Origin of the sequence: Pseudomonas sp. NFACC05-1 (genome assembly GCF_900100135.1) — a bacterium.
Lineage (GTDB): Bacteria > Pseudomonadota > Gammaproteobacteria > Pseudomonadales > Pseudomonadaceae > Aquipseudomonas > Aquipseudomonas fluorescens_Q.
This window is the reverse complement of sequence record NZ_FMTR01000012.1, coordinates 1-25144: the sequence shown is the minus strand read 5'-3', so window position 1 is coordinate 25144 and position 25144 is coordinate 1. Positions and strand designations below refer to the sequence as shown.

24 protein-coding genes are annotated in these 25144 nt (G+C 61.6%); 9 read left to right on the top strand and 15 right to left on the bottom strand.

What is annotated here, in order from left to right; genetic code table 11:
• Nucleotides 1-61 precede the first annotated feature (61 nt).
• On the bottom strand, nucleotides 62-445 hold the full coding sequence (locus BLO97_RS18245; RefSeq protein ID WP_072340322.1) for a hypothetical protein: 384 nt from the start codon (nucleotides 443-445) through the stop codon (nucleotides 62-64).
• Between the two features lie 148 nt (nucleotides 446-593).
• Between BLO97_RS18245 and BLO97_RS18240 the strand changes: the two genes are divergently transcribed.
• Together BLO97_RS18240 and BLO97_RS18235 are read left to right on the top strand one after the other, a co-directional pair.
• Nucleotides 594-791 (top strand): heavy-metal-associated domain-containing protein, encoded by a 198-nt coding sequence (locus BLO97_RS18240; RefSeq protein WP_092222530.1) that lies wholly within the window; start codon nucleotides 594-596, stop codon nucleotides 789-791.
• A gap of 95 nt (nucleotides 792-886) precedes the next feature.
• Complete coding sequence (locus BLO97_RS18235; RefSeq protein ID WP_063323093.1) at nucleotides 887-2089, top strand: multidrug effflux MFS transporter; 1203 nt, start codon at nucleotides 887-889, stop codon at nucleotides 2087-2089.
• Nucleotide 2090: 1 nt separating this feature from the next.
• Here the strand turns inward: BLO97_RS18235 and BLO97_RS31670 are convergent, their stop codons facing one another.
• Both BLO97_RS31670 and BLO97_RS18230 read right to left on the bottom strand, forming a co-directional pair.
• Entirely contained in the window at nucleotides 2091-2261 is a 171-nt protein-coding gene (locus BLO97_RS31670) for a hypothetical protein (RefSeq protein WP_170845930.1), read from the bottom strand.
• Nucleotides 2262-2435: 174 nt separating this feature from the next.
• Complete coding sequence (locus BLO97_RS18230) at nucleotides 2436-3449, bottom strand: zinc-binding alcohol dehydrogenase family protein (RefSeq protein WP_092347198.1); 1014 nt, start codon at nucleotides 3447-3449, stop codon at nucleotides 2436-2438.
• A 113-nt stretch (nucleotides 3450-3562) separates the two neighbouring features.
• Between BLO97_RS18230 and BLO97_RS18225 the strand changes: the two genes are divergently transcribed.
• The 3 genes from BLO97_RS18225 (at nucleotide 3563) to BLO97_RS18215 (ending at nucleotide 6855) form a co-directional block, all read left to right on the top strand.
• Nucleotides 3563-4492 (top strand): LysR family transcriptional regulator, encoded by a 930-nt coding sequence (locus BLO97_RS18225; RefSeq protein WP_092347195.1) that lies wholly within the window; start codon nucleotides 3563-3565, stop codon nucleotides 4490-4492.
• 141 nt (nucleotides 4493-4633) lie between these two features.
• Nucleotides 4634-5368 (top strand): ArsR/SmtB family transcription factor, encoded by a 735-nt coding sequence (locus tag BLO97_RS18220; RefSeq protein ID WP_063323090.1) that lies wholly within the window; start codon nucleotides 4634-4636, stop codon nucleotides 5366-5368.
• A 110-nt stretch (nucleotides 5369-5478) separates the two neighbouring features.
• Nucleotides 5479-6855: an MFS transporter gene (locus BLO97_RS18215; RefSeq protein ID WP_092347192.1), complete on the top strand. Its 1377-nt coding sequence runs from the start codon at nucleotides 5479-5481 to the stop codon at nucleotides 6853-6855.
• Nucleotides 6856-7025: 170 nt separating this feature from the next.
• On the opposite strand, the gene BLO97_RS18210 is transcribed toward BLO97_RS18215, so the two are convergent.
• The 3 genes from BLO97_RS18210 to BLO97_RS18200 form a co-directional block, all read right to left on the bottom strand.
• Complete coding sequence (locus tag BLO97_RS18210) at nucleotides 7026-7979, bottom strand: adenosine deaminase (RefSeq protein WP_092147117.1); 954 nt, start codon at nucleotides 7977-7979, stop codon at nucleotides 7026-7028.
• Nucleotides 7980-8062: 83 nt separating this feature from the next.
• Complete coding sequence (locus BLO97_RS18205) at nucleotides 8063-9028, bottom strand: 2-oxoglutarate and iron-dependent oxygenase domain-containing protein (RefSeq protein WP_092147120.1); 966 nt, start codon at nucleotides 9026-9028, stop codon at nucleotides 8063-8065.
• Between the two features lie 84 nt (nucleotides 9029-9112).
• Nucleotides 9113-10195: a BMP family ABC transporter substrate-binding protein gene (locus BLO97_RS18200; protein WP_063323087.1), complete on the bottom strand. Its 1083-nt coding sequence runs from the start codon at nucleotides 10193-10195 to the stop codon at nucleotides 9113-9115.
• Nucleotides 10196-10509: 314 nt separating this feature from the next.
• Between BLO97_RS18200 and BLO97_RS18195 the strand changes: the two genes are divergently transcribed.
• Nucleotides 10510-11601 carry a calcium:cation antiporter gene (locus BLO97_RS18195; RefSeq protein WP_092347189.1) on the top strand — a complete coding sequence of 364 codons (1092 nt, stop codon included), beginning with the start codon at nucleotides 10510-10512 and terminating at the stop codon, nucleotides 11599-11601.
• Between the two features lie 243 nt (nucleotides 11602-11844).
• Here BLO97_RS18195 and BLO97_RS18190 read toward each other — a convergent pair whose 3' ends face one another.
• The 3 genes from BLO97_RS18190 to BLO97_RS18180 all read right to left on the bottom strand — a co-directional run bounded on the left by BLO97_RS18190 (nucleotide 11845) and on the right by BLO97_RS18180 (nucleotide 14512).
• Complete coding sequence (locus tag BLO97_RS18190) at nucleotides 11845-13203, bottom strand: 8-oxoguanine deaminase (protein WP_092347186.1); 1359 nt, start codon at nucleotides 13201-13203, stop codon at nucleotides 11845-11847.
• A 246-nt stretch (nucleotides 13204-13449) separates the two neighbouring features.
• Nucleotides 13450-14136: an SDR family oxidoreductase gene (locus tag BLO97_RS18185; RefSeq protein WP_063323084.1), complete on the bottom strand. Its 687-nt coding sequence runs from the start codon at nucleotides 14134-14136 to the stop codon at nucleotides 13450-13452.
• 25 nt (nucleotides 14137-14161) lie between these two features.
• Nucleotides 14162-14512 carry a MerR family transcriptional regulator gene (locus tag BLO97_RS18180; protein WP_053118143.1) on the bottom strand — a complete coding sequence of 117 codons (351 nt, stop codon included), beginning with the start codon at nucleotides 14510-14512 and terminating at the stop codon, nucleotides 14162-14164.
• 81 nt (nucleotides 14513-14593) lie between these two features.
• On the opposite strand from BLO97_RS18180, the gene BLO97_RS18175 reads away from it, so the two are divergent.
• Nucleotides 14594-15031, top strand: a complete 438-nt coding sequence (locus BLO97_RS18175) for a hypothetical protein (protein ID WP_063323082.1) — start codon at nucleotides 14594-14596, stop codon at nucleotides 15029-15031.
• Between the two features lie 52 nt (nucleotides 15032-15083).
• Here the strand turns inward: BLO97_RS18175 and BLO97_RS18170 are convergent, their stop codons facing one another.
• The 6 genes from BLO97_RS18170 to BLO97_RS18145 all read right to left on the bottom strand — a co-directional run bounded on the left by BLO97_RS18170 (nucleotide 15084) and on the right by BLO97_RS18145 (nucleotide 21572).
• Nucleotides 15084-16010 (bottom strand): ABC transporter permease, encoded by a 927-nt coding sequence (locus tag BLO97_RS18170; protein WP_013692177.1) that lies wholly within the window; start codon nucleotides 16008-16010, stop codon nucleotides 15084-15086.
• Nucleotides 16010-17116: an ABC transporter permease gene (locus BLO97_RS18165; protein WP_063323080.1), complete on the bottom strand. Its 1107-nt coding sequence runs from the start codon at nucleotides 17114-17116 to the stop codon at nucleotides 16010-16012. Before BLO97_RS18165 ends, BLO97_RS18170 begins: the two co-directional genes overlap by 1 nt.
• 12 nt (nucleotides 17117-17128) lie before the next feature.
• Nucleotides 17129-18682, bottom strand: coding sequence for an ABC transporter ATP-binding protein (locus BLO97_RS18160; protein ID WP_092347183.1), 1554 nt, complete (start codon nucleotides 18680-18682; stop codon nucleotides 17129-17131).
• A gap of 532 nt (nucleotides 18683-19214) precedes the next feature.
• Nucleotides 19215-19796, bottom strand: a complete 582-nt coding sequence (locus BLO97_RS18155) for an IMPACT family protein (RefSeq protein ID WP_092147136.1) — start codon at nucleotides 19794-19796, stop codon at nucleotides 19215-19217.
• Between the two features lie 7 nt (nucleotides 19797-19803).
• Entirely contained in the window at nucleotides 19804-20454 is a 651-nt protein-coding gene (locus BLO97_RS18150) for a TetR/AcrR family transcriptional regulator (protein WP_063323077.1), read from the bottom strand.
• 197 nt (nucleotides 20455-20651) lie between these two features.
• Nucleotides 20652-21572, bottom strand: a complete 921-nt coding sequence (locus BLO97_RS18145) for a LysR family transcriptional regulator (protein ID WP_003197516.1) — start codon at nucleotides 21570-21572, stop codon at nucleotides 20652-20654.
• 122 nt (nucleotides 21573-21694) lie between these two features.
• On the opposite strand from BLO97_RS18145, the gene BLO97_RS18140 reads away from it, so the two are divergent.
• Both BLO97_RS18140 and BLO97_RS18135 read left to right on the top strand, forming a co-directional pair.
• Nucleotides 21695-23044 (top strand): omega-aminotransferase AptA, encoded by a 1350-nt coding sequence (locus BLO97_RS18140; RefSeq protein WP_003197518.1) that lies wholly within the window; start codon nucleotides 21695-21697, stop codon nucleotides 23042-23044.
• A gap of 71 nt (nucleotides 23045-23115) precedes the next feature.
• On the top strand, nucleotides 23116-24609 hold the full coding sequence (locus tag BLO97_RS18135; protein WP_063323076.1) for a CoA-acylating methylmalonate-semialdehyde dehydrogenase: 1494 nt from the start codon (nucleotides 23116-23118) through the stop codon (nucleotides 24607-24609).
• The last annotated feature ends 535 nt before the right edge of the window (nucleotides 24610-25144 follow it).

Here is a 25144-nt window from a genome sequence, read left to right as displayed (position 1 = left end):
CATGTTGGCAAGGTCAAGCGCCAATCCTCTGTGGGAGCGAGCTACAAGTTCAAGTGGCGTGTCAGTAACCGAGCCCCGCCTGCTTGAGGAACATGCCTTGTTCATTCATGGCGATGCGGAACTTCAAAATGTCACCGGCCTTGAGGGTGATGTTCTGCGACCCTGGCGCGAGCATGCCCGGGTTGCACCCCGGTGCCTGGCCTGGCAGCAATTTCAGGCGCAAGGAGAACTGGCCCGGCGGCAGGTTGAACGAGGTGCTTTGCTCCTGGAACAGCCTGGCCGAGAGTTGATCCTGAATGTAGATGCCGATTTCGCAACTGGTCGCCACTTCCAGGCGCTCGCGAGAAATGATCAACACGCCGTAGTCTTCGCCGGCGGCCGATGCCTGGGGCGCCACCGCTGAAAAACCGAGCATGCAAAACAGGCTGAACGCTGACCAGCGCATGGCTGAACCTCCGGTGTTAAATCCTTGATGTGTGCAGCTTGGCTGAGCGCGATGCCGATTGCCAGCCCGGCAGTTTTTGTCAGAACTTGACCTTGCCATGATGGCAAGCTTGAGACTGCTGGCAACCTCAATCCCAAGGAGTTATCTCATGCAAACTTTCAATGTCCAGGGCATGTCCTGCGGTCACTGTGTCAAGGCCATCACCCAGGCGGTCAAGTCCAAGGACCCGGCGGCCGATGTGCAAATCGACCTGGGCGCCAAGACTGTCCAGGTCCAGAGTTCGTTGCCGGCCGATGCCGTGCTCGCGGCCATCAAGGAGGAGGGCTACGAGGCCAGCCCTGCTTGAAGTTTTTTAATCGTTAGCGACCTACCGGAATGTTCAAGAGCGTCCGGCACGGCTAGACTGTCGGGCTGTCGAACGACGCCTGAGCTGGACGCCCGATGAACCTCCGTACCATTCTGATTCTTGGCGCCTTGAGCGCTTTCGGTCCCTTGGCGATCGACTTCTACCTGCCTGCCTTTCCGGCGATGGCCACGGCCTTCGGTACCGATGAAAAACACATCCAGTTGACCCTGGCGGCCTATTTCCTCGGCTTGTCCATCGGGCAACTGGCCTATGGGCCGGTGGCGGACCGGTTCGGGCGGCGCATTCCGCTGCTGACTGGCGTCGGCCTGTTCACTCTGGCCTCCCTGGCCTGCGCCTATGCGCCGAGCCTGGAATGGCTGATCGGCGCCCGTTTCGTCCAGGCCCTGGGTGGATGCGCCGGGATGGTGATCTCGCGGGCGGTGGTCAGCGACAAATGCGATGCGGTGGGTTCGGCCAAGGTGTTTTCGCAGTTGATGCTGGTGATGGGCCTGGCGCCGATTCTCGCGCCGATGCTGGGCGGGTTGCTGGTGAACCTGCATGGCTGGCAGTCAATTTTCATTGCCCTGACCCTGTTCAGTGCATTGGCGTCGACGGCGGTGGCCTTGTGGCTGCCGGAAAGTTTGCCGGACTATGTGCCTCGGCAACCGTTGTCGGGGGCGTTGCGCCAATATGGCCGGTTATTGACCGACGCTGTCTTCCTCGGCCATGCGCTGACGGGGGGTATCGCTATCGCTGGGATGTTTGCCTACATCGCTGGTTCGCCTTTCGTCTTTATCAAGCTCTACGGTGTACCGGCCGAACATTTCGGTTGGCTGTTCGGCACCAACGCGGCGGGCTTCATCCTGGTTGCGCAGGTCAACGCCCGGCTGCTGTCCAAGCGCGGCCCGGCGTTCCTGCTGAGCCGCGCGGTATGGGTCTACCTGGGCGCCGGGCTGAGCCTGCTGGCCGTCAGTTCATTGCAACCTGCGCAGTTGTGGCCGCTGCTGGTTCCACTGTTTATCTGCATCGCCAGCTTGGGTTGCATCCTTCCCAACGCCTCGGCCTGCGCCATGAATGGACAGGGCGCCCGGGCCGGCAGTGCTTCGGCGATGCTGGGATGCCTGCAGTTTTCCGTCGCCGCCGGGGCAGCCTCGTTGGTGGCGGCGCTGCATGACGGCACCGCCGTGCCAATGGCGCTGGTCATCAGCCTGTGCGGGCTGTTGGTGGTGGGCGCAGCGATGCTGACTCGTCGCCTGCAAAATGCCCGGGCATTGGCCCAGGCCAGTCGCGAGGGCTGACTCAGCCGACCGCGCGCTGCTGTTGTTCGGGGAAATGATGGGGTGCGAGGATCCGCGCTTGCAGGGTGCTGGCGAAGGCCTGGGCTTCGGCCTCGGTACGGAAGGTGACGACGTGCTGGTCAAGGCGCACTTGCCACTGGGATTTTGCCACTTCTTTTATCAGGATCTTCATTGCTGACCTCCTCACGAAAAGATTGCGTTGCAAAGGCCTCGAGTGTAGACCCGAATGCGATCGCAATTGTGACAAGGATCAATTCTCGGACTGACGGTGCGGTCCCAAGTTAATGCAACACCTGTGGAGAGGGAGCAAGCTTCCTCTCCACAGGTGAAGTGTTTCGACCTGCCGTCAGAAGCCCTCGAGCACAATCTTGCCCTTGGACTTGCCGCTTTCCAGCAAGGCATGCGCCCGGCGCAGGTTCTCGGCGTTGATGGTGCCGAAATGTTCGCCAACCGTAGTCTTCAGTGTGCCTGCGTCGATCAGGGCGGCCACGCGGTTGAGCAGTTTGTGCTGTTCAAGCATGTCGGCCGTTTCGAACAGCGAGCGGGTGTACATGAATTCCCAATGCAACGACAGGCTCTTGCGCTTGAGCTTGGTTACGTCCAGCGCCTTGGGATCGTCGATCAGCGCCAGTTTGCCCTGGGGCGCGAGGGCTTCAACCAACTGGTCCAGATGCTGGTCGGTCTGGGTCAGGCTGGCGACGTGAGTCACCTGGGGCTGGCCCGCTTCTTTCAACACTTCGCTCAATGGCTGGCTGTGGTCGATCACCAGGTCGGCCCCCAGGCTGCGTACCCAATCCTGGGTCTGCACACGGGACGCGGTGCCAATCACCTTCAGCCCGGTGAGTTGGCTGGCCAGTTGCGTCAGGATCGAACCCACGCCTCCCGCAGCACCGACGATCAACAGGCTCTGGCCCAGGTCGCTTTGGCCTTCCTGGATTTGCAGGCGCTCGAACAACAACTCCCAGGCGGTAATGGCCGTCAGCGGCAGCGCCGCCGCTTCGGCGAAACCGAGGGTCTTGGGCATGTGGCCGACGATGCGCTCATCCACCACGTGCAACTCGCTGTTGCCGCCGGCCCGGGCGATGGAGCCGGCATAGAACACCTGGTCCCCGGCCTTGAACAGCGTAACCTCGCTGCCCACCGCCTTGACCACTCCGGCCACGTCCCAGCCCAGCACCTTGGCTGCTCCGTCTTCAGGCTGGACGTTCTGGCGGACCTTGGTGTCCACCGGGTTGACCGAAATAGCCTTGACCTCCACCAGCAGGTCCCTGGGACCGGCGACCGGTTCTGGCAGCTCGATGTCCTGGAGCGATTGCGGGTCAGTGATAGGCAACGAGTGGTAGTAGGCGATGGCTTTCATGAAGCGGCTCCGTGAGATGAATTCGATGGAAGCCATGTTTAGCTATTTATCGTCGAGATAAAACCGGCTAAAAGAACAGGCTCTTTCAATGATTTTTTGATAATGGAGTCGTCATGCTTCGCTTCGATGACTTGCAGTTGTTTGTCCGGGCGGCGGACCTGGGCAGTCTTTCGGCTGCGGCCAGGGTCATGGACCTGTCGGCGGCGGTGGCCAGTGCCGCGTTGAAACGGATCGAGCAGCACCTCGGCGCGCGGCTGTTGGCCCGTTCCACCCGTAGCCTGCGCCTGACGGCCGAAGGCGAGGGCTTTCTCGAATATGCCCGGGCCGCATTGAGCAGCCTTGACGAGGGCCGGCGGTTGTTGACCAGTGGCCAGGACCAGGTCAGTGGGGTGTTGCAGTTGTCCGCACCGTCGGACCTGGGACGCAACCTGCTGCTGCCCTGGCTGGATGCGTTCCAGCGCGAGCACCCCGGGCTGACGGTGCGGCTGTTGCTGGGCGATCGCATCGCCGATCTGTTCAAGCAGCCGGTGGACATCGCCTTGCGTTATGGCGATCCGGAAGATTCGAGCCTGGTCGCCCTGCCCATTGCCCCGGATAACCGCCGGGTGCTGTGCGCATCGCCGGACTATCTGGCTCGCCACGGTGCACCCCATCAGTTGGAACAACTGGCCCAGCACAACTGCCTGTTGTACATGCTGGGCAGTCGGGTCCATGACCGATGGGGTTTTCATGACGGCAAACGGGAAGTGAGCCTCACCGTCAGTGGCGACCGTTTCAGTGACGACGCCGATGTGGTGCGACGCTGGGCGGTGGCGGGTGCCGGGATTGCCTATAAATCGTGGCTGGATGTGTCCACGGACGTGCTGGCCGGACGCTTGAAAATCCTCTTGCCGCACCTGCAATGCGAACGCGCGCCCCTCAATCTGCTGTGTGCCCACCGGGCGCAATTAAGCAAGCCCATCAACCTTTTGCGGGACATGCTCCAGGCCCGCTGCGGTGAGTTGACGGCTCGTTTTCCAGTCTTGACGGGGGCCGGCCATTAGTCGCGGGCAAATAGAGAATTTTCCCTCAGGAACAATCGCCTCCAAAGGTTTCCGGAGGACAGGAAAGCTCGACCGCCCCGCTTATACTATCGGCCGCCTGCGCCAGAGCAGTAGACGAATGATTCAACAGGGAGTGAATACATGGAACATGCACCTTGCATCAGCCAGATCGCCACGCTGCTGGCTGACCCCAAGCGCAGCGCAATGATGTGGGCCTTGATGGACGGCACGGCCCGCCAGGCCGAGGAGTTGGCATTGCTCGCCGGGTTGTCGCCGTCCTCGGCCAGCGCGCATCTGGGACGCCTGTCCGCTGGAGGCCTGTTGAAAGTCGAAGCCCGGGGCCGCAAGCGGTTTTTCCGCCTGGCAGCCCCTGAAATCGGTGCTGCCGTCGAAGCGCTGGCCAGCGCGACGCTGGTCAGTACGCCGCGCCAGATCCCGGACATCTTCAAGCGCCGGGTCATGCCGACCAAAGCGCCGTCGGCTCCCACGTCGTTGATGCGGGCCAGACTTTGCGACGATCACTTGGGGGGCACCCTGGCGGCGGACCTGTATCAGCAGCTGCTGGATGCCGGGTGGATCGAGCAGTTCGAGCAGCGGGTGATCGTCACCCACAAAGGCGCCAATCAGTTGGCCGAACGTGGCCTGTTCATCCAGGCCCTGGCCCATCGCAACGCCCGCATTGCTTGTGCCTGCCCGGACTGGAGCGAGCGTCGTCCACACCTGGGGGGCGCGCTGGGGGCGGCCCTGCTGCAACTGTTCATGCAGTCGGGTTGGCTGAGCTTGCCGAACGATTCGCGAGCCCTGCAGGTGACGACGCTCGGCCAGCAGGAAATCCAGCGGTTCGCCCGGCAGGACACGGTGGAGATGGCAATCTAGAGAACGCTCGATGCGTCGCTCAGGGCTGTCGGCAGGTCGTATTCAGCAATAGCCACCTGCGAGGTTCGCGCACACTCGGTCCGGGGAATTATCGGATTGGGGGAGGCAGCATGGACACTCACGGCTACAGTGCGGCGGAACGATTGGAACGGTTACCCATCAGCGGTTACCACCGGGTCATTTTCATCATCATCGCCCTGGCGTTTTTCTTTGACTCCATGGACCTGGCGATGATGACGTTCCTGTTGGGATCGATCAAAGCCGAGTTCGGCCTGAGTACCGCCCAGGCCGGTTTGCTCGCCAGCTCCAGCTTCTTCGGCATGGTGGTGGGGGCGTCGCTGTCGGGCATGCTGGCCGATCGTTTCGGGCGCAAGCCGGTGTTCCAGTGGAGCATCGTGCTGTGGGGCATTGCCAGTTACTTGTGCTCCACGGCCCAGGACATCGAGACCTTGACGCTGTTTCGCATCCTGCTGGGCATCGGCATGGGCATGGAATTTCCGATTGCCCAGTCGATGCTTTCGGAGCTGATCCCGGCCAAGCGTCGGGGCCGCTACATCGCCTTGATGGACGGCTTCTGGCCGCTGGGTTTCGTGGCGGCGGGGGTGCTGTCGTATTTCCTGCTGCCGGTGGTCGGCTGGCGCGACATCTTTCTGGTGCTGGCGGTGCCGGCGGTGTTTGTCCTGGCGATTCGTTTCTTCATTCCCGAGTCGCCACGCTGGCTGGAGCAAGCTGGTCGGGGCGATGAAGCGGACGCGGTGCTCAAGCGAATCGAAGATAAGGTCCGGACCTCGCTGGGGCATCAGACCCTGCCGGAGCCGATCCGTTTGCCAAGGGTTGAGAGCACGCCTGGCAATTTCTTTTCGGCCCTGGCGCAGATCTGGTCGCCGCTGTATCGCCAGCGCACGATGATGATCTGGAGCGTCTGGTTCTTTGCCTTGCTCGGTTTCTACGGCCTGACGTCCTGGCTCAGCGCGTTGTTGCAGCAGTCGGGGTTCGCGGTGACCCAGTCGGTGTATTACACGGTGCTGATTTCCCTGGGCGGGATTCCCGGTTTCCTGATGGCGGCCTGGCTGGTGGAGCGCTGGGGGCGCAAACCGGTGTGCGTCATCACGCTGTTGGGCGGTGGGGCGATGGCGTTTCTGTATGGGCAGAGCGCGGTGTTTGGCGGCAACGTCGGCCTGTTGATCGGCACCGGCTTGCTGATGCAGTTTTTCCTGTTCGGCATGTGGGCGGTGCTCTACACCTACACGCCGGAGCTGTACCCCACCTCGGCCCGGGCCACGGGCTCAGGCTTTGCTTCGGCGGTGGGACGCATCGGTTCGCTGCTCGGCCCGCTGGTGACCGGCCTGGTCTTTCCCATCACCGGCCAGGGTGGCGTGTTCGCCCTGGGCGCGTTGTGCTTCGCCGTGGCGGCGGGGGTGGTCTGGTTGTTCGGGATGGAGACCCGGGGCAAGACGTTGGAGGAGTTGAGCGAGGCGATAAGGTGATAGGCATTCCCGTGGCGAGGGAGCTTGCTCCCGCTGGGCTGCGTAGCAGTCCTCTCGTCACATGAACGAAACCCATCGGTTGCGACCGCTTCGCGCTCGAGCGGGAGCAAGCTCCCTCGCCACAGGTTGTTCTTTGTTCCCTGTGGTAAGGGCAGCTCATTTCCACAACGCTAAGGTTTTACCAGCCGCGCATCCAGGCTGTTCTGCGCCAGGCGCTTGGCCTGGTCCTGGGTCATGCCCAGATGGGTATACAGCGCGTGGAAGTTTTCGGTGACGTAGCCGCCGAAGTACGCCGGGTCATCGGAGTTCACCGTCACCTTCACACCGCGTTCGAGCATGTCGAGGATGTTGTGCTGCGACATGTCATCGAACACGCACAGCTTGGTGTTGGACAGCGGGCACACGGTCAGCGGAATCTGCTCGTCGATGATCCGCTGCATCAGTCGCTCGTCTTCAATGGCTCGCACGCCATGGTCGATGCGCTGGATCTTCAGCAGGTCCAGGGCTTCCCAGATGTACTCGGGCGGACCTTCTTCGCCGGCGTGGGCGACAGTCAGGAAGCCTTCGTTGCGTGCGCGGTCGAATACGCGCTGGAACTTGCTCGGTGGATGGCCCATTTCCGAGCTGTCCAGGCCCACGGCCACGAAGGCCTCGCGGAACGGCAGCGCCTGGTCGAGGGTCTTCTCGGCTTGTTCTTCGCTCAGGTGGCGCAGGAAACTCAGGATCAGGCCGCTGGTGATGCCCAGTTGCTGCTCACCGTCCTTGAGGGCGGCGGCGATGCCGTTGAGCACCACTTCGAACGCGATACCACGGTCGGTGTGGGTCTGCGGGTCGAAGAACGGTTCGGTGTGGATCACGTTCTGCGCCTTGCAACGCAACAGGTAGGCCCAGGTCAGGTCATAGAAATCCTGGGAGGTGCGCAGCACATCGGCGCCCTGGTAATACAGGTCGAGGAATTCCTGCAGGTTGTTGAAGGCATAGGCCTTGCGCAGGGTATCGACGTCGCTCCACGGCAGGGCGATCTTGTTGCGTTCGGCCAGGGCGAACAGCAGTTCGGGCTCCAGCGAGCCTTCCAGGTGCAGGTGCAGTTCAGCCTTGGGCAGGGCGTTCAGCCAGTCGTACATGGTCTTTTCTCATCAGCGAATCGATGGCGGGCATTCTACAGGCGCTGGCCGCCCTCTCGGGTAAAACCTGACCGGCTGATCCACTACACGGCGAGCGACTCACGCCGATAAGCATAGGTGTCGGCGAAGCGCGACAGCAGGAATTCGGCGCAGGTCGTCGTTGGGTACTTTGGCGGGTGGGCGTCATCCTGGCAACCGGGCAGGCATTGGATCAGCGTGTCGGGGTGCGGCTCGGCAAAGAACGGCATCGAGTACCGGTCCACCCCCAGCGGGCTGATCACTCGATGCGGCGTCGACAGGTAACGGTCGTTGCTCCAGCGCGCCATCATGTCGCCGAGGTTGACCACGAAGGTGCCGTCGATGGGCGGCGCGTCGATCCATTGGCCGTCGACGTTGCGCACTTGCAGGCCGCCGGCGGCGTCCTGATAGAGCAAGGTGATGCAGCCATAATCGGTATGGGCGCCGGCTCCTTGCTGTTCGGCGCTACTGGCAGTGCGGCGGGGCGGGTAGTGGATCAGGCGCAGTACACTGACCGGCTCGTTGAAGCGCGTGTCGAAAAAGTCCCGTTCGATACCCAGGGCCAGGGTCATGGCCCGCAGCAGTGTTTGTGCAAGTGCCTGCATGTCGCGGTAATGCTGCTCCATCAAGCTTTCCCAGCCAATCAGGTCCGGGTGGCGGTTGGGGCCACGCAGGGGTTTTTCCGCCAGCACGTCGGGATGGTCGGCCGGCAAGTGCAGGCCCATGTCGAAGGTTTCCTTCAGGTCGCTGGGCTTGGTCGGGTCCAGTTGTTCGGTGGCGACGGCGCCGTAGCCGCGGTGGTGGCGGGTCTGGGTGATGTCGATCTTGAGTTTTTCTTCGACGGGCAGGGCGAAGAAGCGTTGGGCACTGCCCAGCACCTCGGCGATACGCGCCGGGCTGATGGGATGACCCTTGATGTAGAAAAAGCCCCATTGGCGGCAGGCTTGGTCGATCTGCTCGGCGACGGTTTGCCAGGCGCTGGGCTCGTCGCCGTAGAGCGGGCTGATGTCGATGATGGGCAGGCTGTTCATGCGGCTTTCCTGGCTTGAAATAGATACCTCATGTGGGAGCGAGCTTGCTCGCTCCCATAATAGGTTTTAGGTTGGTTTTGGGGACTATTTGGGAATCTCAGCCTTCATGCCTTCGACGTAATAATTCATCGACGCCAGTTCCGCGTTGGTGGCGCTCACGCCCGCCGGGATTTTCTCGACGCCGGCCTGGTCCTTGATCGGGCCGGTGAACGGATGGAAGGTCCCGCTCTCGATGTCAGCGATGATCTGTTCGGCTTCGCCCTTGACCGCTGCTGGCACCAGGTCGCTGATCGGCAGTTTCACCGTGCCTTCTTTCAGGCCACCCCAGTAGTCCTGGGATTTCCAGTTGTGGTCGAGCACGCTTTGGGTTGCCTGGATGTAATGCGGGCCCCAGTCATTGACGATGGAGGTCAGCACCGCCTTGGGACCGAAGTGAGCCATGTCCGAAGCGTAGCCCACCGCATAGACGCCGCGTCGCTCGGCGGCCTGGATCGGCGCCGGGCTGTCGGTATGCTGGAACACTACGTCCACGCCCTGATCGATCAGCGCGTTGGCGGCGTCGGCTTCCTTGCCCGGGTCGAACCAGGAGTTGACCCACACCACTTTGATCTCGCTGCCGGGGTTGTACTTGTTCAGGGCCAGTTGGATGGCGTTGATGTCGCGGATGACTTCCGGGATCGGGAAGGAGGCGACGTAGCCGATCTTCTTGGTCTTGGTCATCTTGGCCGCGAGAAAACCACCGACGTAGCGGCCCTCATAGGTGCGAGCCAGGTACGTGCCCAGGTTCTTGTCTTGCTTGTAGCCGGTGGCGTGTTCGAAGATCACCTTGGGAAACTGCTTGGCGACTTTAAGTGTCGGGTTCATGTAGCCGAAGGAGGTGGTGAAGATCAGGTCGTATTTGTCCTTGGCCATGTTGCGGATCACCCGCTCGGCATCGGCACCCTCCGGCACGTTTTCCACGTAGTTGGTGGTGATCTGCTCGCCGAATTTCGCCGCCAGCTCCTTGCGCCCTTGTTCATGCTGATAGGTCCAGCCGTGATCGCCGATCGGGCCGATGTAGACGAAGCCGACCTTCAGCGGGTCGGCGGCACTGGCATTCAGGCCGGCGCCCAGGCCGACGGCGGCGACAACGGCGCAAAGCAACTTCTTCAAGGGGCGTTTGTGCATGAACTCGAACTCCATTTTGTTGTGAGGTTGGCTGTACGGCACCAATGCAAAATGCTGACCAACAAGACAACTAATCGACACGGTCCAATTGTGGCGAGGGCGCTTGCTCCCGCTCGGTCGCGCAGCGGCTGTAAAAGCCGGGGGCCGCTGCGCGCCCCAGCGGGAGCAAGCTCCCTCGCCACAGTAAGATCGTCCGGGCGATAAAGGTGCGCGCCGCCCGCCACTCGCCACCCCCTGGTGCATCACACCGAACGAAACGTTCACCGCCTCCTATAGTCAGTAATTCATGACCCGCCCACGCTGACAGGCCTGCGATGCTCACTTTGCTCAAGCAAGAAAAACTGCTGTTGCTGGCGCTGATCGCCGCGTGTATCGCCTATCCGCTGGAACATTGGCTATTGGGCAACGGGCAACGGGTCGCGTTGATCAGCGGCCTGGTGCTGATCGGCTTCATCGTCGCCGCCTCGATGCGCGTGGCCCATCACGCCGAACTGCTGGCGGAAAAGGTCGGTGATCCCTACGGCACGATGATCCTGACCTTGTCGGCGGTGCTGGTGGAGGTGGTGATCCTGGCGATCATGATGAGCAACGAAGCGTCATCGACACTGGTGCGGGACACGATCTACTCGGCGGTGATGCTCGACATCAACGGCATCCTCGGGCTCGCGGCGCTGATGGGCGGGATCAAGCATGGCGAGCAGGCCTACAACGACGATTCGGCGCGCACCTACAGCGTGATGATTCTTACCGCCATGGGGGTATCGATGGTGGTGCCGGAGTTCATTCCCCGCGAGAGCTGGAAAATGTATTCGGCCTTTACCATTGGCGCGATGATCGTGCTGTACACCTTGTTCCTGCGCATGCAGGTCGGGCCTCACAGTTACTTCTTCAGCTACAGCTACCCGGAAAAACGCCGCAAGAAAGAGCCGCTGGAAAACGAACCGGAACCCATCAGCCTGGCGCTTTCCATCGGTGCGCTGGTGGTTGGCGTGGTGATTATCGGCGCCCTGGCCGAAGTCATGTCCAAGGCCCTCGACCTGGGGTTGGAAGGCTCGGGTGCGCCGCCGGTGGTCACGGCGATCCTGGTGGCCGCCATCTCCGCCGCACCGGAAATCCTCACCGCCCTGCGCGCGGCCCTGGCGAACCGCATGCAGTCGGTGGTGAACATTGCATTGGGCGCTTCGCTGTCCACGGTGATTCTCACCGTGCCCGTGATGGAGGCCATGGCCCTTTATACCGGCCAGCCTTTCCAAATGGCCATGACGCCAGTGCAGACCGTGATGATCTTCATCACCCTGATCGTCAGCGCCATCAACCTCAACGATGGCGAAACCAATGCCATTGAAGGCATGACCCACTTTGTGTTGTTCGCGACGTTTATCATGTTGTCGTTGCTGGGACTCTAGACTCTGCACAAAGCCAAACTGTGGGAGCGGGCTTGCTGTTCACTTAGGGCAATCGACAAACCCGTGGCGAGGGAGCTTGCTCCCGCTGGGCCGCGGAGCGGCCCCAAAACCTGCCAAATGCGGAGCATCGGACACACCGGTTTACGACTGCTTCGCAGCCGTGCGGGAGCAAGCTCCCTCGCCACAGGTCCATCATTTTTCTTAAATGAACCGCATTGGCTCCCACCGGGGATTTTGGCTGGATCAGGCTCCGGCGATCAGTTCCCGCGCCGCCTGGCTGTGATCGGCAATCAGCCCCTTCAAATCCAAGCCCTCGACCTGCCCATCGATCACTCGCCATTGCCCGCCGATCATCACCCAATCCGCCCGATCCGCACCGCACAGCAGCAGCGCCGAGACCGGGTCGTGGCTGCCGGAAAAGCGCAGCTCATCAAGCTTGAACAGCGCCAGGTCGGCCTGCTTGCCCACCGCCAATTCACCGATATCGCCGCGCCCGAGCAGTTGCGCCGAGCCCCGGGTTGCCCAGCCCAGTACGCGTTCCGGCGTGATCGCTTGCGCGCCATAGCGCAGGCGCTGGATGTACAGCGCCTGGCGGGTTTCGAGGATCATGTTCGAGGCATCGTTGGATGCCGAACCGTCTACCCCCAGGCCCACGGGAGCGCCGGCGGCGGTCAGGTCCAGGGTCGGGCAAATGCCCGAGGCCAGGCGCATGTTCGAACTTGGGCAGTGACAGATGCCGGTGCCGGCGGTGCCGAGGCGGACGATTTCATCCGGGTTGAAATGAATCCCATGGGCCAGCCAGGTGCGCGGTCCGAGCCAGCCGACGCTGTCCAGGTAATCGACGGTGCGCAGGCCGAAGCGTTGCAGGCAAAAGTCCTCTTCATCGAGGGTCTCGGCCAGGTGCGTGTGCAGGCGTACGTCGAGTTTTTCCGCCAGCTCGGCGCTGGCCTGCATGATCTCGGGCGTGACCGAAAACGGTGAGCAGGGCGCCAGGGCAATCTGGATCCGGGCGCCGTCACCGCGCTCATGGTACTGGCTGATCAAGCGCTGGCTGTCGTCGAGAATCACCTGGCCCTGCTGCACGGTCTGCTGCGGCGGCAAGCCACCGTCGGCCTCGCCCAGGCTCATGGACCCGCGGGTCAGCATCGCGCGCATGCCCAGTTCACGAACACTCTGCACCTGCACATCGATGGCATTTTCCAGGCCTTCGGGGAACAGGTAGTGGTGGTCGGCCGCCGTGGTGCAGCCTGACAGCAGCAACTCCGCCAAGGCCACTTTGCTGGCCAGGGCAAGTTTTTCCGGGGTCAGCCGCGCCCACACCGGGTAGAGGGTCTTCAACCAGGGAAACAACGGCTGGTTCACCACCGGCGCCCAGGCGCGGGTCAGGGTTTGGTAGAAGTGATGGTGGGTGTTGATCAACCCCGGCAGGATCACATGCTCGCGTGCATCGAAGATGTCGTCACAGGGCTGGGTGGGTTGTTGGCCGGCGCTCAGCAGTTCGACGATCACACCGTCCTGCAGGACGAGGCCGCCACGGGCATCGAGGTCGTTGGCGGTGAAAATGGCGAGGGGATTTTTTAACCAGGTACGGGTCGCAGGCATGGTGGCCGGCTCCTCTGAAAGTGGGTTCAGGTTAGCCAGCTCAGTGATGCCCTGTCTGCTGATCCAGGGTCGCCCGTTGGACAGGGCGAGGTGCGGAGTTTACTCAGGTTGCCGGGCGCAGATCCAGTGTCAGGTCGAGACCCCTGTGGGAGCGAGCTTGCTCGCGATAGCGGTAGATCAGCGACATCAATCTTGGATGTAAGGCCGCCATCGCGAGCAAGCTCGCTCCCACAGAGGAAAGATGGGTTACCAGGGAATCGTTTCGCCCCTGTAGTTGACGAAGTGATGCCCGCCCTTGCCGACGAAGGCATTCACTTGGTCGATCAACCCGCGGGTGCTGGTCTCGACATCGATGTCCGCGCCTTCACCGCCCATGTCGGTCTTGACCCAGCCCGGGTGCAGCGACAGTACGGTCAATGCCTGCTCGCCCAGTTGGCTGACAAAACTGTTGGTCATCGAATTGAGCGCCGCCTTGCTGGCCTTGTACAGCGCCAGTTCCGGGGCGTCGGGCATGGTCACGCTGCCCAGCACCGAGCTCATGAACGCCAGCACGCCGCTGCCGTCGCGGATCTGGCCGACAAAGCGCTGGGCCAGGTTGATCGGGGCCACGGCGTTGGTGAAGAACAACTGGCCGACTTCGGCCAGCGTCGCGCCGCCTGGGCTCTGGTTGTCCGGACCCTTGACGCCGGCGTTGACGAACAGCAGGTCGAAGGTTTCGCCCTTGAGTTGTTGACTCAGGGCGATGACCGCTTGCTGGTCGTCCATGTCGAGTCTTTCGATCCGCACCGGGCCCAGCGCCCTCAAAGCCTCTGCGTTCTGCGGGTTGCGCACGGTGGCGGTCACGTTCCAGCCATCGCTGAGCAGGGTCTTCACCAGACCAAGGCCCAGGCCCCGGGAGGCGCCGATGATCAATGCGTTTCTTGCCGAATTCATGAGAGGCATCCTTGAAAGAAAAAGGTCATGGATTTAATGGACAGCGTTGCCCGAGCCGTTGTTTCAGCTCGTGACGCAACGCGTCGAGTTCGGTCATACGGGTTTCGATCAGGTTCAGTTTGTCTTGCAGCAATTGCGTCACGGCGCAGTCCGGGTCGGGGGCGTTCCACAGGGCGGCGACGCTGGCGCCGATCTCGCCCAGGGTAAAGCCCAGGCGCTGGGCGGTCTTGATATAGAGCACCAGTTGGACCACGTCGGCGGGGTAGTCGCGATAGCCGTTAGCGCTGCGCGTCGCTGCGATCAGGCCCCGCTGCTCGTAGAAGCGCAGCGTGTCTCGACTGACGGCGCAGGCCTGGGCTAATTCACCGATGCGCATTGTGGAACTCCAGAGGACTTGACCTTGGAGCATACCCCAGGCTTTAGCCTTTTCGCTCCCCAATTATCTGGAGCAAAGTGTATGTGGACTTCGATGCAATATCGCCGGGTGGTGCTCGGCAGTGCCTGGTACGACCTGATCGTGTCGGCCGCGCTGGTCACGCCGTGGAGCTTTGCGGCGCTGCATGGTGTGTTGATGAGCTTGGCTCAGCTATTCGACCTGCCTGGAGAACTGCCGCCGTTTGCGCCGGCGCATGTGCTGATGGTGAATCTGCTGGGCTCGATTGTCTGCGTATGGGCGGTGCTGCGGATTCGGGATCCGCAGCCGCTGTATGGGCGTTATGACGCGACGGGGCGGTTTCTGTTTGCCGCCTGGATGCTGTATGCGCTGCTTCATGGGGCCAGTGCGGTGTTGTGGGTTTTCCTGTTTTTCGAGGTGGTGTGGGGCGTCGTGCAGACACTGCCCGTCCGTGGCGAGGGAGCTTGCTCCCGTTCGACTGCACAGCAGTCGCCTTCCTAAGAGGGACGCTGCGCGCCCCAGCGGGAGCAAGCTCCCTCGCCACAGGTGTACTTCAATGCCCCGCCTGCCAAGGTTGCCCCAAGGACACCGGCGCATACAGTCGGGTGCGCACGGCGTCCCGGGACAGCAGCACCAGCACCACAATGGTCGCGGCATACGGCAACATCGCCAGCAAGCTCGATGGAATCGCCAGCCCCAAGCCCTGGGCCACCAGGTGCAGGATGCTGGCGAGGCCGAACAGGTAGGCGCCCAGCAGCAGGCGCCACACCCGCCAACTGGCGAACACCACCAGCGCCAGGGCGATCCAGCCGCGCCCGGCGCTCATGTTCTCGGCCCACATCGGCGTGTAGGCCAACGATAGATAGGCGCCGGCCAGGCCGGCCATGGCGCCGCCGAACAGCACCGCCAGGGTCCGCACCCTTAACACCGGCAGGCCCATGGCACTGGCGGCGTCGGGGTTCTCGCCGACGGCCTGGATGATCAACCCGACGCGACTTTTCACAATCATCCACGCCACCAGGGCAAACAGGGCGAAGGACAGGTAAACCAGCAGATCCTGGGCAAACAGCATCCGCCCGATCAACGGAATGTCACTCAGGTAAGGAATGGCCAGCGGCTCGAACCCCGCCAGCGGCTTGCCGACCCAGGCCGCCCCGACAAAACTCGATAGGCCCACGCCGAAAATCGTCAACGCCAGCCCGGTGGCCACCTGATTGGCGTTGAATACCAGCGCCACCAACGCGAACAGCGCCGACAACAGCATGCCGGCAGCCATCGCTAGCAGCACGCCGAGCCAGAGGTTGCCGCTGTTGAAGGCGACGATAAAACCGATCACCGCACCGAACAGCATCATGCCTTCCTGGCCCAGGTTGAGGACGCCGCTTTTTTCGCAGACCAATTCACCCAAGGCCACCAGCAGTAACGGCGTACCGCAGCGGACCATGGCGTAGAAAATATTGCTCAACAGGTCGATATCCATCACAGCGCTCCTGCCTGTACGGCGGTGGTTCGGGTGCGCCGGGCCCAGCGCAGGTTAAGGCGTGGCCGGTACAGGATCAGCACGTCGCAGGCCAACAGGAAAAACAGCATCATTCCCTGGAACAGTTGGGTGATTGCCTGGGGAAGGTTCAGCGACATCTGCGCGCTCTCGCCGCCGATATACAGCAACGCCATCAACAGGCTGGAAAACAGAATGCCGATGGGATTGAGCCGTCCCAGGAACGCCACGGTAATTGCCGCATAGCCGTAGCCCGGCGACACCTGCGGCACCAGTTGGCCGATCGGCCCGGTCACTTCGCAGACGCCGGCCAGCCCGGCCAGCGCCCCGCTGATCAACAGCGCCAGCCACACCAGCGGCTTCTGGCGAAAACCGGCGAAACCGGCGGCGCGGGCATCGAGGCCCAGCACCTTGATTTGAAAGCCGACGAAGCTTTTCTGCAGCAACACCCACACCGCCACCAGCGCCAGCAGGGCGAAATATAGCCCGGCATGGACCCGACCATCTTCCAGCAGCAACGGCAGGCGACTGGCCTCGCCGAACATCGCCGACTCCGGGAAATTGAAACCCGCTGGGTCTTTCAACGGTCCGTGAACGCAAAACAACAGCAGGTTCAGGGCGATGTAATTGAGCATGATGCTGGTGAGGATTTCGTTGGCATTGAAGCGCGTGCGCAGCCACGCTGTGAGCCCGGCCCAGGCGGCACCGGCCAGGGTGCCGGTCAGCAGGATCAGCACCAGTGCCCAGCGGCTTTGCACGTCGATGATGTTCACCGCCAAGGCACTGCCGGCCAAGGCGCCCAGCAACAGCTGGCCTTCAGCGCCGATGTTCCAGATTCGCGCCTGGTAGGCCACTGCCAGGCCGAGGGCGCACAGTAGGATCGGCAAGGTCTTGACCAGCCATTCGGACACGCCGTACAGATCGCTGATCGGGGCGATCAACAGGGTGTACAGCGTTTGCAGCGGGTCGTGCCCCAGGGCGATAAACAGCAGCGAGCCACAGGCCAGGGTCAACACGGCGGCCAGTAGCGGCGAGCACCAGAGCATCAGGCGCGATTGTTGGCCGCGAGGTTCGAGAGAAAGCAGCATGTAGAACTCCGTTTAAACCGGTGCGGGGGCAGGGGATCGAGGGGCGTCGAACTGGCCGGCCATCCAGCCGCCGACGTCACTGAGACGGGTTTCGACGGTGGGTCTCAAGGCCGACAGACGCCCGCCGCACAAGGCGCCGAGGCGATCGCTGATCTGGAACAGTTCGTCGAGGTCTTCGGAGATCACCAGAATCGCCGCGCCTGCGTCGCGCAGGGCAATCAGGGCGCGATGGATGGTCGCCGCCGCGCCGACGTCCACGCCCCAGGTCGGGTGAGCGGCCACCAGCAGCTTCGGCTGTTGCAGGATTTCCCGGCCAAGAATGAATTTCTGCAGGTTGCCCCCCGAAAGGCTGCGTGCCGGGGTTTTGGTGTCGCGTGTCTTCACGCCAAAGCGACGGATGATCTCCTCGGCCAGGTGTTCGACCTTGCTGCGGCGAATCAGTCCGTGGCTGACCAGGCCCTGTTGGAAAGCGCTGAGCAAGGCGTTATCCGCCAGGCTCAATTGCGGCACGGCGCCATGGCCCAGGCGCTCGGCGGGGACAAATGCCAGCCCGAGCCGGCGACGGGCGTCGGGGCGTAGATGAGCCACGGGTTGCCCGTCGAATCGGATCGTTTCGCCTTGCGGGCGGGCAAGCGGAGTCTCTCCGCTGAGCAACGCCAGCCATTCGTCCTGGCCATTGCCCGCCACCCCGGCGATGCCGACGATTTCGCCGCTGCGCACCTCCAGGTCGATTTCCCGCAACGAGCAGCCGAACGGGTCCGGGTTGTGCCAGGACAGCTTGTTGATCTGCAGGAAGGCTTTGTCGGCGCAGACCTTGGGATAATCCGTGATCAGCCCGGCCGCTTCGCCGACCATCAGTTGCGCCAACTCCCGGTCCGAGCAATGCGCCGGGGTGCAATGCCCCGACACCCGTCCTGCGCGCAGCACCGTGGCGCTGTGGCACAACGCTCGCACTTCCCCAAGCTTGTGGCTGATAAACAAGATGCTGCAGCCCTCGCTCGCCAGGCGGCGCAGGGTCACGAACAGCTCTTCGGCTTCAACGGGCGTGAGCACCGAGGTTGGTTCGTCGAGAATCAGCAGACGAATGTCCTGCATCAGGCAGCGAATGATTTCCACCCGTTGCCGCTCGCCAATCGACAGGCTGTGGACCAGCCGCTGCGGCTCCAGCGCCATGCCGTAGCGCCGGGAAACCTCGCGGATCCGGGGTTCCAGCTGCGCCGGCGTACCGGCTGCCGCGCCCATTGCCAAGGCAATGTTTTGCGCAACGGTGAGCGTTTCGAACAACGAGAAATGCTGGAACACCATGCCGATTCCCAGGCTGCGGGCCTGGGCCGGGTTGCGCAGGTTGACGCGCTGGCCTTGCCAGATCACCTCGCCCGAATCGGCAGGGGTGACGCCGTAGATAATCTTCATCAGGGTGCTTTTACCCGCACCGTTTTCCCCGAGCAGGGCGTGGATCTCGCCGGGTTGGATGCTCAGGTCGATGGCGTCGTTGGCCAGGCAACCGGGGTAGCGTTTGCTGATGTTGCGCAATTGCAGGCGCGCGATGGAGTCGAGGTTGGACATGACAGGCTCGGTCCGATGGACAGGAATGCCTGTGGATAAAGCAATTTCCTGGCCATCAGGTCAGGAAATCGCCTCGGCCCGCGCCGCCAAGGCTCTTTGCAGGTAGCCTGGGCATCTGCCATAGGAAAATTCTGCACCGGTTTGGAGCGCGCAAGTTTTGCGCTGGCATCGGTTTGCCCTGAAATGGGTGGTTAAAAATTGAGCAAGCGGCTGCGAGCCATGCCCTCCTTGGGGTAGCAGGAGCCATGAACGGGTTATCCACAGGTTGCTCCACAGTTATTGTGTGCAAGCCGGAAACTCGGGCATAAGCACTGCGGGGCTTTCTTCTAAAGGTGATAAACCGCCGCAAGCGTTTGTTTTATGGATGGATTTGTCGGTTCGACGGGACTTTGGCTGAAAAATGAGCAACTCTCTGAAACCCGCATGACAGAAGGGTTACAGAGGGATTTGCTCAGGTTATCCACAGTCGGGCCCACAGTGGATGTGGGCAAGTTGAACGATTGCGGGCGCCCTGAAAGGTCGCAGGATGATCTCAACGTGCCAGCAGAATCCGGCCGCGACTCAGGTCGGCCAGGTGCGTTTGTAATGTTTCGATCTGCGCTTCACCCACGGCCAGTTGAAGGTCGACGCCATTGGCCGTAAAGCGTTCTTCATTGACCAACCCGTCGCATTCGGCGACGCGCAGTTTCACCAGGGCCAGTTCGGCGAAGCCGCAGGAACAGCGCAACGCTACGCGACTGATCAATTCGATTTTCTCGGCGTTTTGCAGGCATTTGTTCGCGCCGCCGCCATAAGCCCGGGCCAGCCCGCCCGTGCCCAGTTGAATCCCGCCGTACCAGCGGATCACCAGCACCGCGACCTGATCGCAGGCTTGTGCTTCGATCGCGGCCAGGATCGGCCGCCCGGCGGTGCCTCCCGGCTCGCCATCGTCGTTGCTGCGGTATTGGTCGCCGAGTTTCCAGGCCCAGCAATTGTGCGAGGCATTCAGGTCGCTGTGCTGGTCGATAAAGGCCTGGGCGTCGGCGGGGCTGCTGATGGGCGCGGCGAACGTGATGAAGCGGCTTTTGCGAATTTCTTCGCGGTATTCGCAAAAGCCGGCAAGGGTAAAGGGCATGGCGATCTTAGAGGGCAGGTGTCAGGCCGCAGCCCTTGAGAATGATGCGGATCAGGTTATCGCCAGCCTCGACCATGTCCTGCTTGGTCAACTTGCTGCGACCGGTCACGCGACAGATCTGGGTGGCGAAGTCAGCGTAATGCTGGGTACTGCCCCACAACAGGAAAATGAGGTGAACCGGGTCGATCGGGTCCATCTTGCCGGCATCGATCCAGGCTTGGAATACGGCCGCCCGACCATTGAACCAGGTGCGATAATCCTGGTTGAAATACTCGCTCAGGCATTCGCCACCGCTGATCACTTCCATGGCAAACAACCGCGACGCCTGGGGTTGGCGACGAGAGAACTCCATCTTGGCGCGGATATAGCGGGTCAAGGCTTCGGCCGGATCATCCTCGGCGGTGAGGGTGTTGAAGGTGCTGTCCCACAATTCGATGATGTTGCTCAGCACCGCCACGTACAACCCGAGTTTATTGGTGAAGTAATAATGCAGGTTCGCCTTGGGCAGCCCGGCCTTCAGGGCGATGGCATTCATGCTGGTGCCTTTGAACCCGTGACGGGCGAATTCATCTTCGGCAGCCTTGAGGATCGTCTCTTCGTTCTTTTGACGAATGCGACTGGTGGGCTTGCCACCGTGGGCAGGGACTTCAAAGGTCATGAGCGTTTCCGAGCAGGGTCTGTGGGCAAGCAAATGCGTTGATAGCGCACCGGCATCAATCCGACAAGTGCCATCACACTAAAAGCCCGACTAAACACCTGTGGGAGCGAGCTTGCTCGCGATAGCAGTGGATCTGTCACATCTTTATTGACTGAATCACCGCTATCGCGAGCAAGCTCCCACAAAGAGCAAAAGGGTTAACGGGTGGCCGCCAGGCTTTCAAGAAAACTCTCCAGCACCAGATGAGGCCGACGCCCCTTGCGGGTGACCGACGCCAGGCTCAGGTCATAGAAACGTGCCGAGGGCTTCAAGGCCCGCAGCCGACCTTGCTGGACCCAGAGGCTGGCGTAGTGATCGGGCAAGTAACCGATGTAGCGTCCGGTGAGGATCAGGAACGCCATGCCTTCGCGGTCCGATGCGCTCGCGGTGCAATTGAGCGCCTGGTAATGGGCCTGTATTTCGGCTGGCAGGCGGAAGGTCGGCGCGATGGCGTCCTGGCTGTTGAGGCGAGCGTCCTCAAGTTGCTGGTCATCGACATAAAACAGCGGATGCCCGACCGCGCAGTACAGCAGCGATCGTTCACTGTACAGCGGTTGATATTCCAGCCCGGACAGGGCACTGGCCTGGGGAACTACGCCGACATGCAAACGCCCGTCGAGCACGCCTTGCTCGACTTCGTTGGGGGCGATCATGCGAATCTGGATCTGCACGTCGGGCCCGCGTTCCTTCAACTGTGCCAAAGCGTGGGTGATGCGCATGTGGGGCAGGGTGACCAGGTTGTCGGTCAGGCCGATGGTCAGTTCGCCGCGCAGATGCTGGTGCAAGCCGTTAACCTCGGTGCGAAAGCTTTCCAGCGCGCTCAATAGCTGCAACGCCGATTGATACACCTCGCGACCTTCCTCGGTCAGGGAAAACCCCGCGCGCCCGCGTTGGCACAGGCGCAGGCCGAGACGTTGTTCGAGGTCGCTCATCTGCTGGCTGATGGCCGACCGGCCGATGCCAAGCACGGTTTCCGCTGCGGAGAAACCACCACATTCCACCACGCTGCGGAAAATGCGCAGCAGGCGAATATCAAAGTCGCTGACCTGGGCCAGTGGATCGGGACGACGAGCGCTCATAGTTTAGTGATCCGCCGACTGAAGGTTACAAAAGTTGGATTTCACCGACTTTATCGTCGTGGCAACTTAGCTGCAAGAACGCTTTCGATCCCCTGTCGCTTATGACCTGCGAGGTTTTGTCGATGAACATGCCCGAACACGCTGCCGGTTCCCTGGCCAGCCAGCTCAAGCTGGATGCCCACTGGATGCCTTACACCGCCAACCGCAATTTCCAGCGCGATCCGCGCCTGATCGTCGCTGCCGAAGGCAGTTGGCTAGTGGATGACAAGGGGCGCAAGGTGTACGACTCGTTGTCGGGCCTGTGGACATGCGGCGCCGGGCACACCCGCAAGGAAATCCAGGAAGCGGTCGCCAAGCAGCTGGGCACCCTCGATTACTCGCCGGGGTTCCAGTACGGCCATCCGCTGTCGTTCCAACTGGCGGAAAAAATCACCAGCCTGACCCCGGGCAATCTCAATCATGTGTTCTTTACCGACTCCGGCTCCGAGTGCGCCGATACCGCGGTGAAGATGGTCCGCGCCTACTGGCGTCTCAAGGGGCAGGCGACCAAGACCAAGATGATTGGTCGTGCTCGTGGCTATCACGGCGTGAACATCGCGGGCACCAGCCTCGGCGGTGTCAACGGCAACCGCAAACTGTTCGGCCAGGCCATGATGGACGTCGACCACTTGCCGCACACCTTGCTGGCCAGCAATGCCTATTCCCGTGGCATGCCAAAAGAGGGTGGCATCGCCTTGGCTGATGAGCTGTTGAAGCTGATCGAGCTGCACGATGCTTCCAACATCGCGGCGGTGTTCGTCGAACCGATGGCCGGGTCGGCTGGCGTGCTGGTTCCGCCAGAGGGTTATCTCAAGCGTCTGCGGGAAATCTGCGACCAGCACAGCATCCTGCTGGTGTTCGACGAAGTGATCACCGGTTTCGGCCGCACCGGTTCGATGTTCGGTGCCGACAGCTTTGGTGTGACCCCCGACCTGATGTGCATCGCCAAGCAAGTCACCAATGGCGCGATCCCCATGGGCGCAGTGATTGCCAGCTCCGAGATCTACCAGACGTTCATGAACCAGCCGACGCCTGAGTACGCGGTGGAGTTTCCCCACGGCTACACCTACTCGGCTCACCCGGTGGCCTGCGCGGCGGGCCTGGCGGCGCTGGACCTGCTGCAGAAGGAAAACCTGGTACAGAGCGTGGCCGAAATTGCCCCGCATTTCGAGAACGCGTTGCACGGTTTGAAGGGCGCGAAGAACGTCATCGACATTCGTAACTATGGCCTGGCCGGCGCGATCCAGATCGCCGGGCGCGACGGCGATGCCATCGTGCGTCCATTCGAGGCCGGCATGGCGTTGTGGAAAGCCGGGTTCTATGTGCGGTTCGGCGGCGACACCCTGCAGTTCGGGCCGACGTTCAACAGCAAGCCGCAGGACCTGGATCGCCTGTTCGACGCGGTCGGTGAAGTGCTGAACAAGCTCGACTGATCCGTTCTTCCATATAGCTTTCAATAACAGGCGTCCGTTCACGGGCGCCTGTGGATAATTCTGGAGTCCCCATGAGCCTCATCCCGCATTTGATCAATGGCGAATTGCTGAGCGACAGCGCTCGCACCGCCGATGTGTTCAACCCTTCCACTGGCCAGGCCATCCATAAAGTACCGTTGGCTGATCGCGCGACCATCCAGCAGGCCATCGACGCCGCGAAGGCGGCTTTCCCGGCTTGGCGCAATACACCTGCGGCCAAGCGTGCACAGGTGATGTTTCGTTTCAAGCAATTGCTGGAGCAAAACGAGTCGCGTATCGCCCAGTTGATCAGTGAAGAACACGGCAAGACACTGGAAGACGCGGCCGGTGAGCTCAAGCGTGGCATCGAGAACGTCGAATTCGCCTGCGCAGCGCCGGAAATCCTGAAGGGCGAATACAGCCGTAACGTAGGACCGAACATCGACGCCTGGTCAGACTTCCAGCCTCTGGGCGTGGTGGCGGGCATCACGCCGTTCAACTTTCCGGCGATGGTGCCGCTGTGGATGTATCCGCTGGCGATCGTTTGCGGTAACTGCTTCATCCTCAAACCATCCGAGCGTGACCCAAGTTCGACATTGCTGATCGCCCAGTTGCTGTTGGAAGCCGGTTTGCCCAAAGGTGTGTTGAGCGTTGTGCATGGCGACAAGGCCGCCGTGGACGCACTGATCGAAGCGCCGGAAGTGAAGGCATTGAGTTTTGTCGGTTCGACACCGATTGCCGAATACATCTATGCCGAGGGCACGCGGCGTGGCAAACGCGTCCAGGCACTGGGCGGGGCGAAGAACCATGCGGTGCTGATGCCGGATGCCGACCTGGACAATGCCGTCAGCGCACTGATGGGCGCGGCGTACGGTTCGTGCGGTGAACGCTGCATGGCGATTTCGGTGGCGGTGTGTGTCGGCGACCAGGTGGCGGATGCGCTGGTGTCCAAGTTGGTGCCGCAGATCAAGGCGCTGAAGATTGGCGCCGGTACATCCTGTGGGCTGGACATGGGGCCGTTGGTGACGGGGCAGCACCGGGACAAGGTCAGTGGCTATATAGAAGAGGGTGTGGCGGCGGGTGCCTCGCTGATTGTCGATGGTCGCGGCTTGAGTGTGACGGGGCATGAGGAGGGCTTCTTCCTCGGTGGCTGCCTGTTCGATCGTGTGACCCCCGAGATGCGCATCTACAAGGAAGAGATCTTTGGGCCGGTGCTGTGCATCGTCCGGGTCAACAGCCTGGAAGAGGCGATGCAGTTGATCAACGATCATGAGTATGGCAACGGCACCTGCATCTTTACGCGCGATGGCGAGGCGGCGCGGTTGTTCTGCGATGAGATCGAAGTCGGCATGGTGGGCGTCAACGTTCCATTACCGGTGCCGGTTGCCTATCACAGCTTTGGCGGCTGGAAGCGCTCACTGTTCGGCGACCTGCACGCCTACGGCCCGGACGGCGTGCGTTTCTATACCCGTCGCAAAGCGATTACCCAGCGTTGGCCGCAGCGTGCCAGCCATGAGGCTTCGCAGTTTGCGTTCCCCAGCTTGTAACCGGTAAGTGAAGAGGCCGGCGCCCTTGGGCGCCGGCCTCTGTGTTTGCGGGGCTTTTTGACTGATGTGACAAAATTGTGAAAATAGGTGTTGACGGCAGATTCTGGAAGTCTATAATTCGCCCCACTTCCGGCGCAGTCGAAACGGAAAACTCCTTGAGATTCAGTGAGTTAAGTAGGTTTCGAGGGTGCAGGGCTTCAGTTTATCGAAGCCCGGAAGGAGCAGGTGGAGCGGTGTTGTTTGGCTCTATCGGCGGTTCGATCTTCTCGGTCGAAAGCGGTGAAAAAGAGGTGTTGACAGCAGCGAGTAACGCTGTAGAATTCGCCTCCCGCTAACGAGAGATCGAAAGCGCAAGTGGTTGAAGTTGAAAAGGAAACTTTGAAAACTTCTGAAAATAACCGCTTGACAGATACACGGGGCGCTGTAGAATGCGCGCCTCGGTTGAGACGAAAGACTCAGCCAGCCGCTCTTTAACAACTGAATCAAGCAATTCGTGTGGGTGCTTGTGGAGTCAGACTGCTAGTCAACAGATTAT

Coding starts and splice junctions, on each gene's coding strand:
- BLO97_RS18205 (WP_092147120.1), bottom strand. CDS start 9,028: ATGAACAGCCTGCCCATCATCGACATCAGCCCGCTCTACGGCGACGAG.
- BLO97_RS18195 (WP_092347189.1), top strand. CDS start 10,510: ATGCTCACTTTGCTCAAGCAAGAAAAACTGCTGTTGCTGGCGCTGATC.
- BLO97_RS18210 (WP_092147117.1), bottom strand. CDS start 7,979: ATGTACGACTGGCTGAACGCCCTGCCCAAGGCTGAACTGCACCTGCAC.
- BLO97_RS18170 (WP_013692177.1), bottom strand. CDS start 16,010: ATGGATATCGACCTGTTGAGCAATATTTTCTACGCCATGGTCCGCTGC.
- BLO97_RS18200 (WP_063323087.1), bottom strand. CDS start 10,195: ATGCACAAACGCCCCTTGAAGAAGTTGCTTTGCGCCGTTGTCGCCGCC.
- BLO97_RS18220 (WP_063323090.1), top strand. CDS start 4,634: ATGGAACATGCACCTTGCATCAGCCAGATCGCCACGCTGCTGGCTGAC.
- BLO97_RS31670 (WP_170845930.1), bottom strand. CDS start 2,261: ATGAAGATCCTGATAAAAGAAGTGGCAAAATCCCAGTGGCAAGTGCGC.
- BLO97_RS18135 (WP_063323076.1), top strand. CDS start 23,116: ATGAGCCTCATCCCGCATTTGATCAATGGCGAATTGCTGAGCGACAGC.
- BLO97_RS18185 (WP_063323084.1), bottom strand. CDS start 14,136: ATGAATTCGGCAAGAAACGCATTGATCATCGGCGCCTCCCGGGGCCTG.
- BLO97_RS18155 (WP_092147136.1), bottom strand. CDS start 19,796: ATGCCCTTTACCCTTGCCGGCTTTTGCGAATACCGCGAAGAAATTCGC.
- BLO97_RS18235 (WP_063323093.1), top strand. CDS start 887: ATGAACCTCCGTACCATTCTGATTCTTGGCGCCTTGAGCGCTTTCGGT.
- BLO97_RS18225 (WP_092347195.1), top strand. CDS start 3,563: ATGCTTCGCTTCGATGACTTGCAGTTGTTTGTCCGGGCGGCGGACCTG.
- BLO97_RS18240 (WP_092222530.1), top strand. CDS start 594: ATGCAAACTTTCAATGTCCAGGGCATGTCCTGCGGTCACTGTGTCAAG.
- BLO97_RS18140 (WP_003197518.1), top strand. CDS start 21,695: ATGAACATGCCCGAACACGCTGCCGGTTCCCTGGCCAGCCAGCTCAAG.
- BLO97_RS18190 (WP_092347186.1), bottom strand. CDS start 13,203: ATGCCTGCGACCCGTACCTGGTTAAAAAATCCCCTCGCCATTTTCACC.
- BLO97_RS18215 (WP_092347192.1), top strand. CDS start 5,479: ATGGACACTCACGGCTACAGTGCGGCGGAACGATTGGAACGGTTACCC.
- BLO97_RS18165 (WP_063323080.1), bottom strand. CDS start 17,116: ATGCTGCTTTCTCTCGAACCTCGCGGCCAACAATCGCGCCTGATGCTC.
- BLO97_RS18160 (WP_092347183.1), bottom strand. CDS start 18,682: ATGTCCAACCTCGACTCCATCGCGCGCCTGCAATTGCGCAACATCAGC.
- BLO97_RS18150 (WP_063323077.1), bottom strand. CDS start 20,454: ATGACCTTTGAAGTCCCTGCCCACGGTGGCAAGCCCACCAGTCGCATT.
- BLO97_RS18145 (WP_003197516.1), bottom strand. CDS start 21,572: ATGAGCGCTCGTCGTCCCGATCCACTGGCCCAGGTCAGCGACTTTGAT.
- BLO97_RS18245 (WP_072340322.1), bottom strand. CDS start 445: ATGCGCTGGTCAGCGTTCAGCCTGTTTTGCATGCTCGGTTTTTCAGCG.
- BLO97_RS18180 (WP_053118143.1), bottom strand. CDS start 14,512: ATGCGCATCGGTGAATTAGCCCAGGCCTGCGCCGTCAGTCGAGACACG.
- BLO97_RS18175 (WP_063323082.1), top strand. CDS start 14,594: ATGTGGACTTCGATGCAATATCGCCGGGTGGTGCTCGGCAGTGCCTGG.
- BLO97_RS18230 (WP_092347198.1), bottom strand. CDS start 3,449: ATGAAAGCCATCGCCTACTACCACTCGTTGCCTATCACTGACCCGCAA.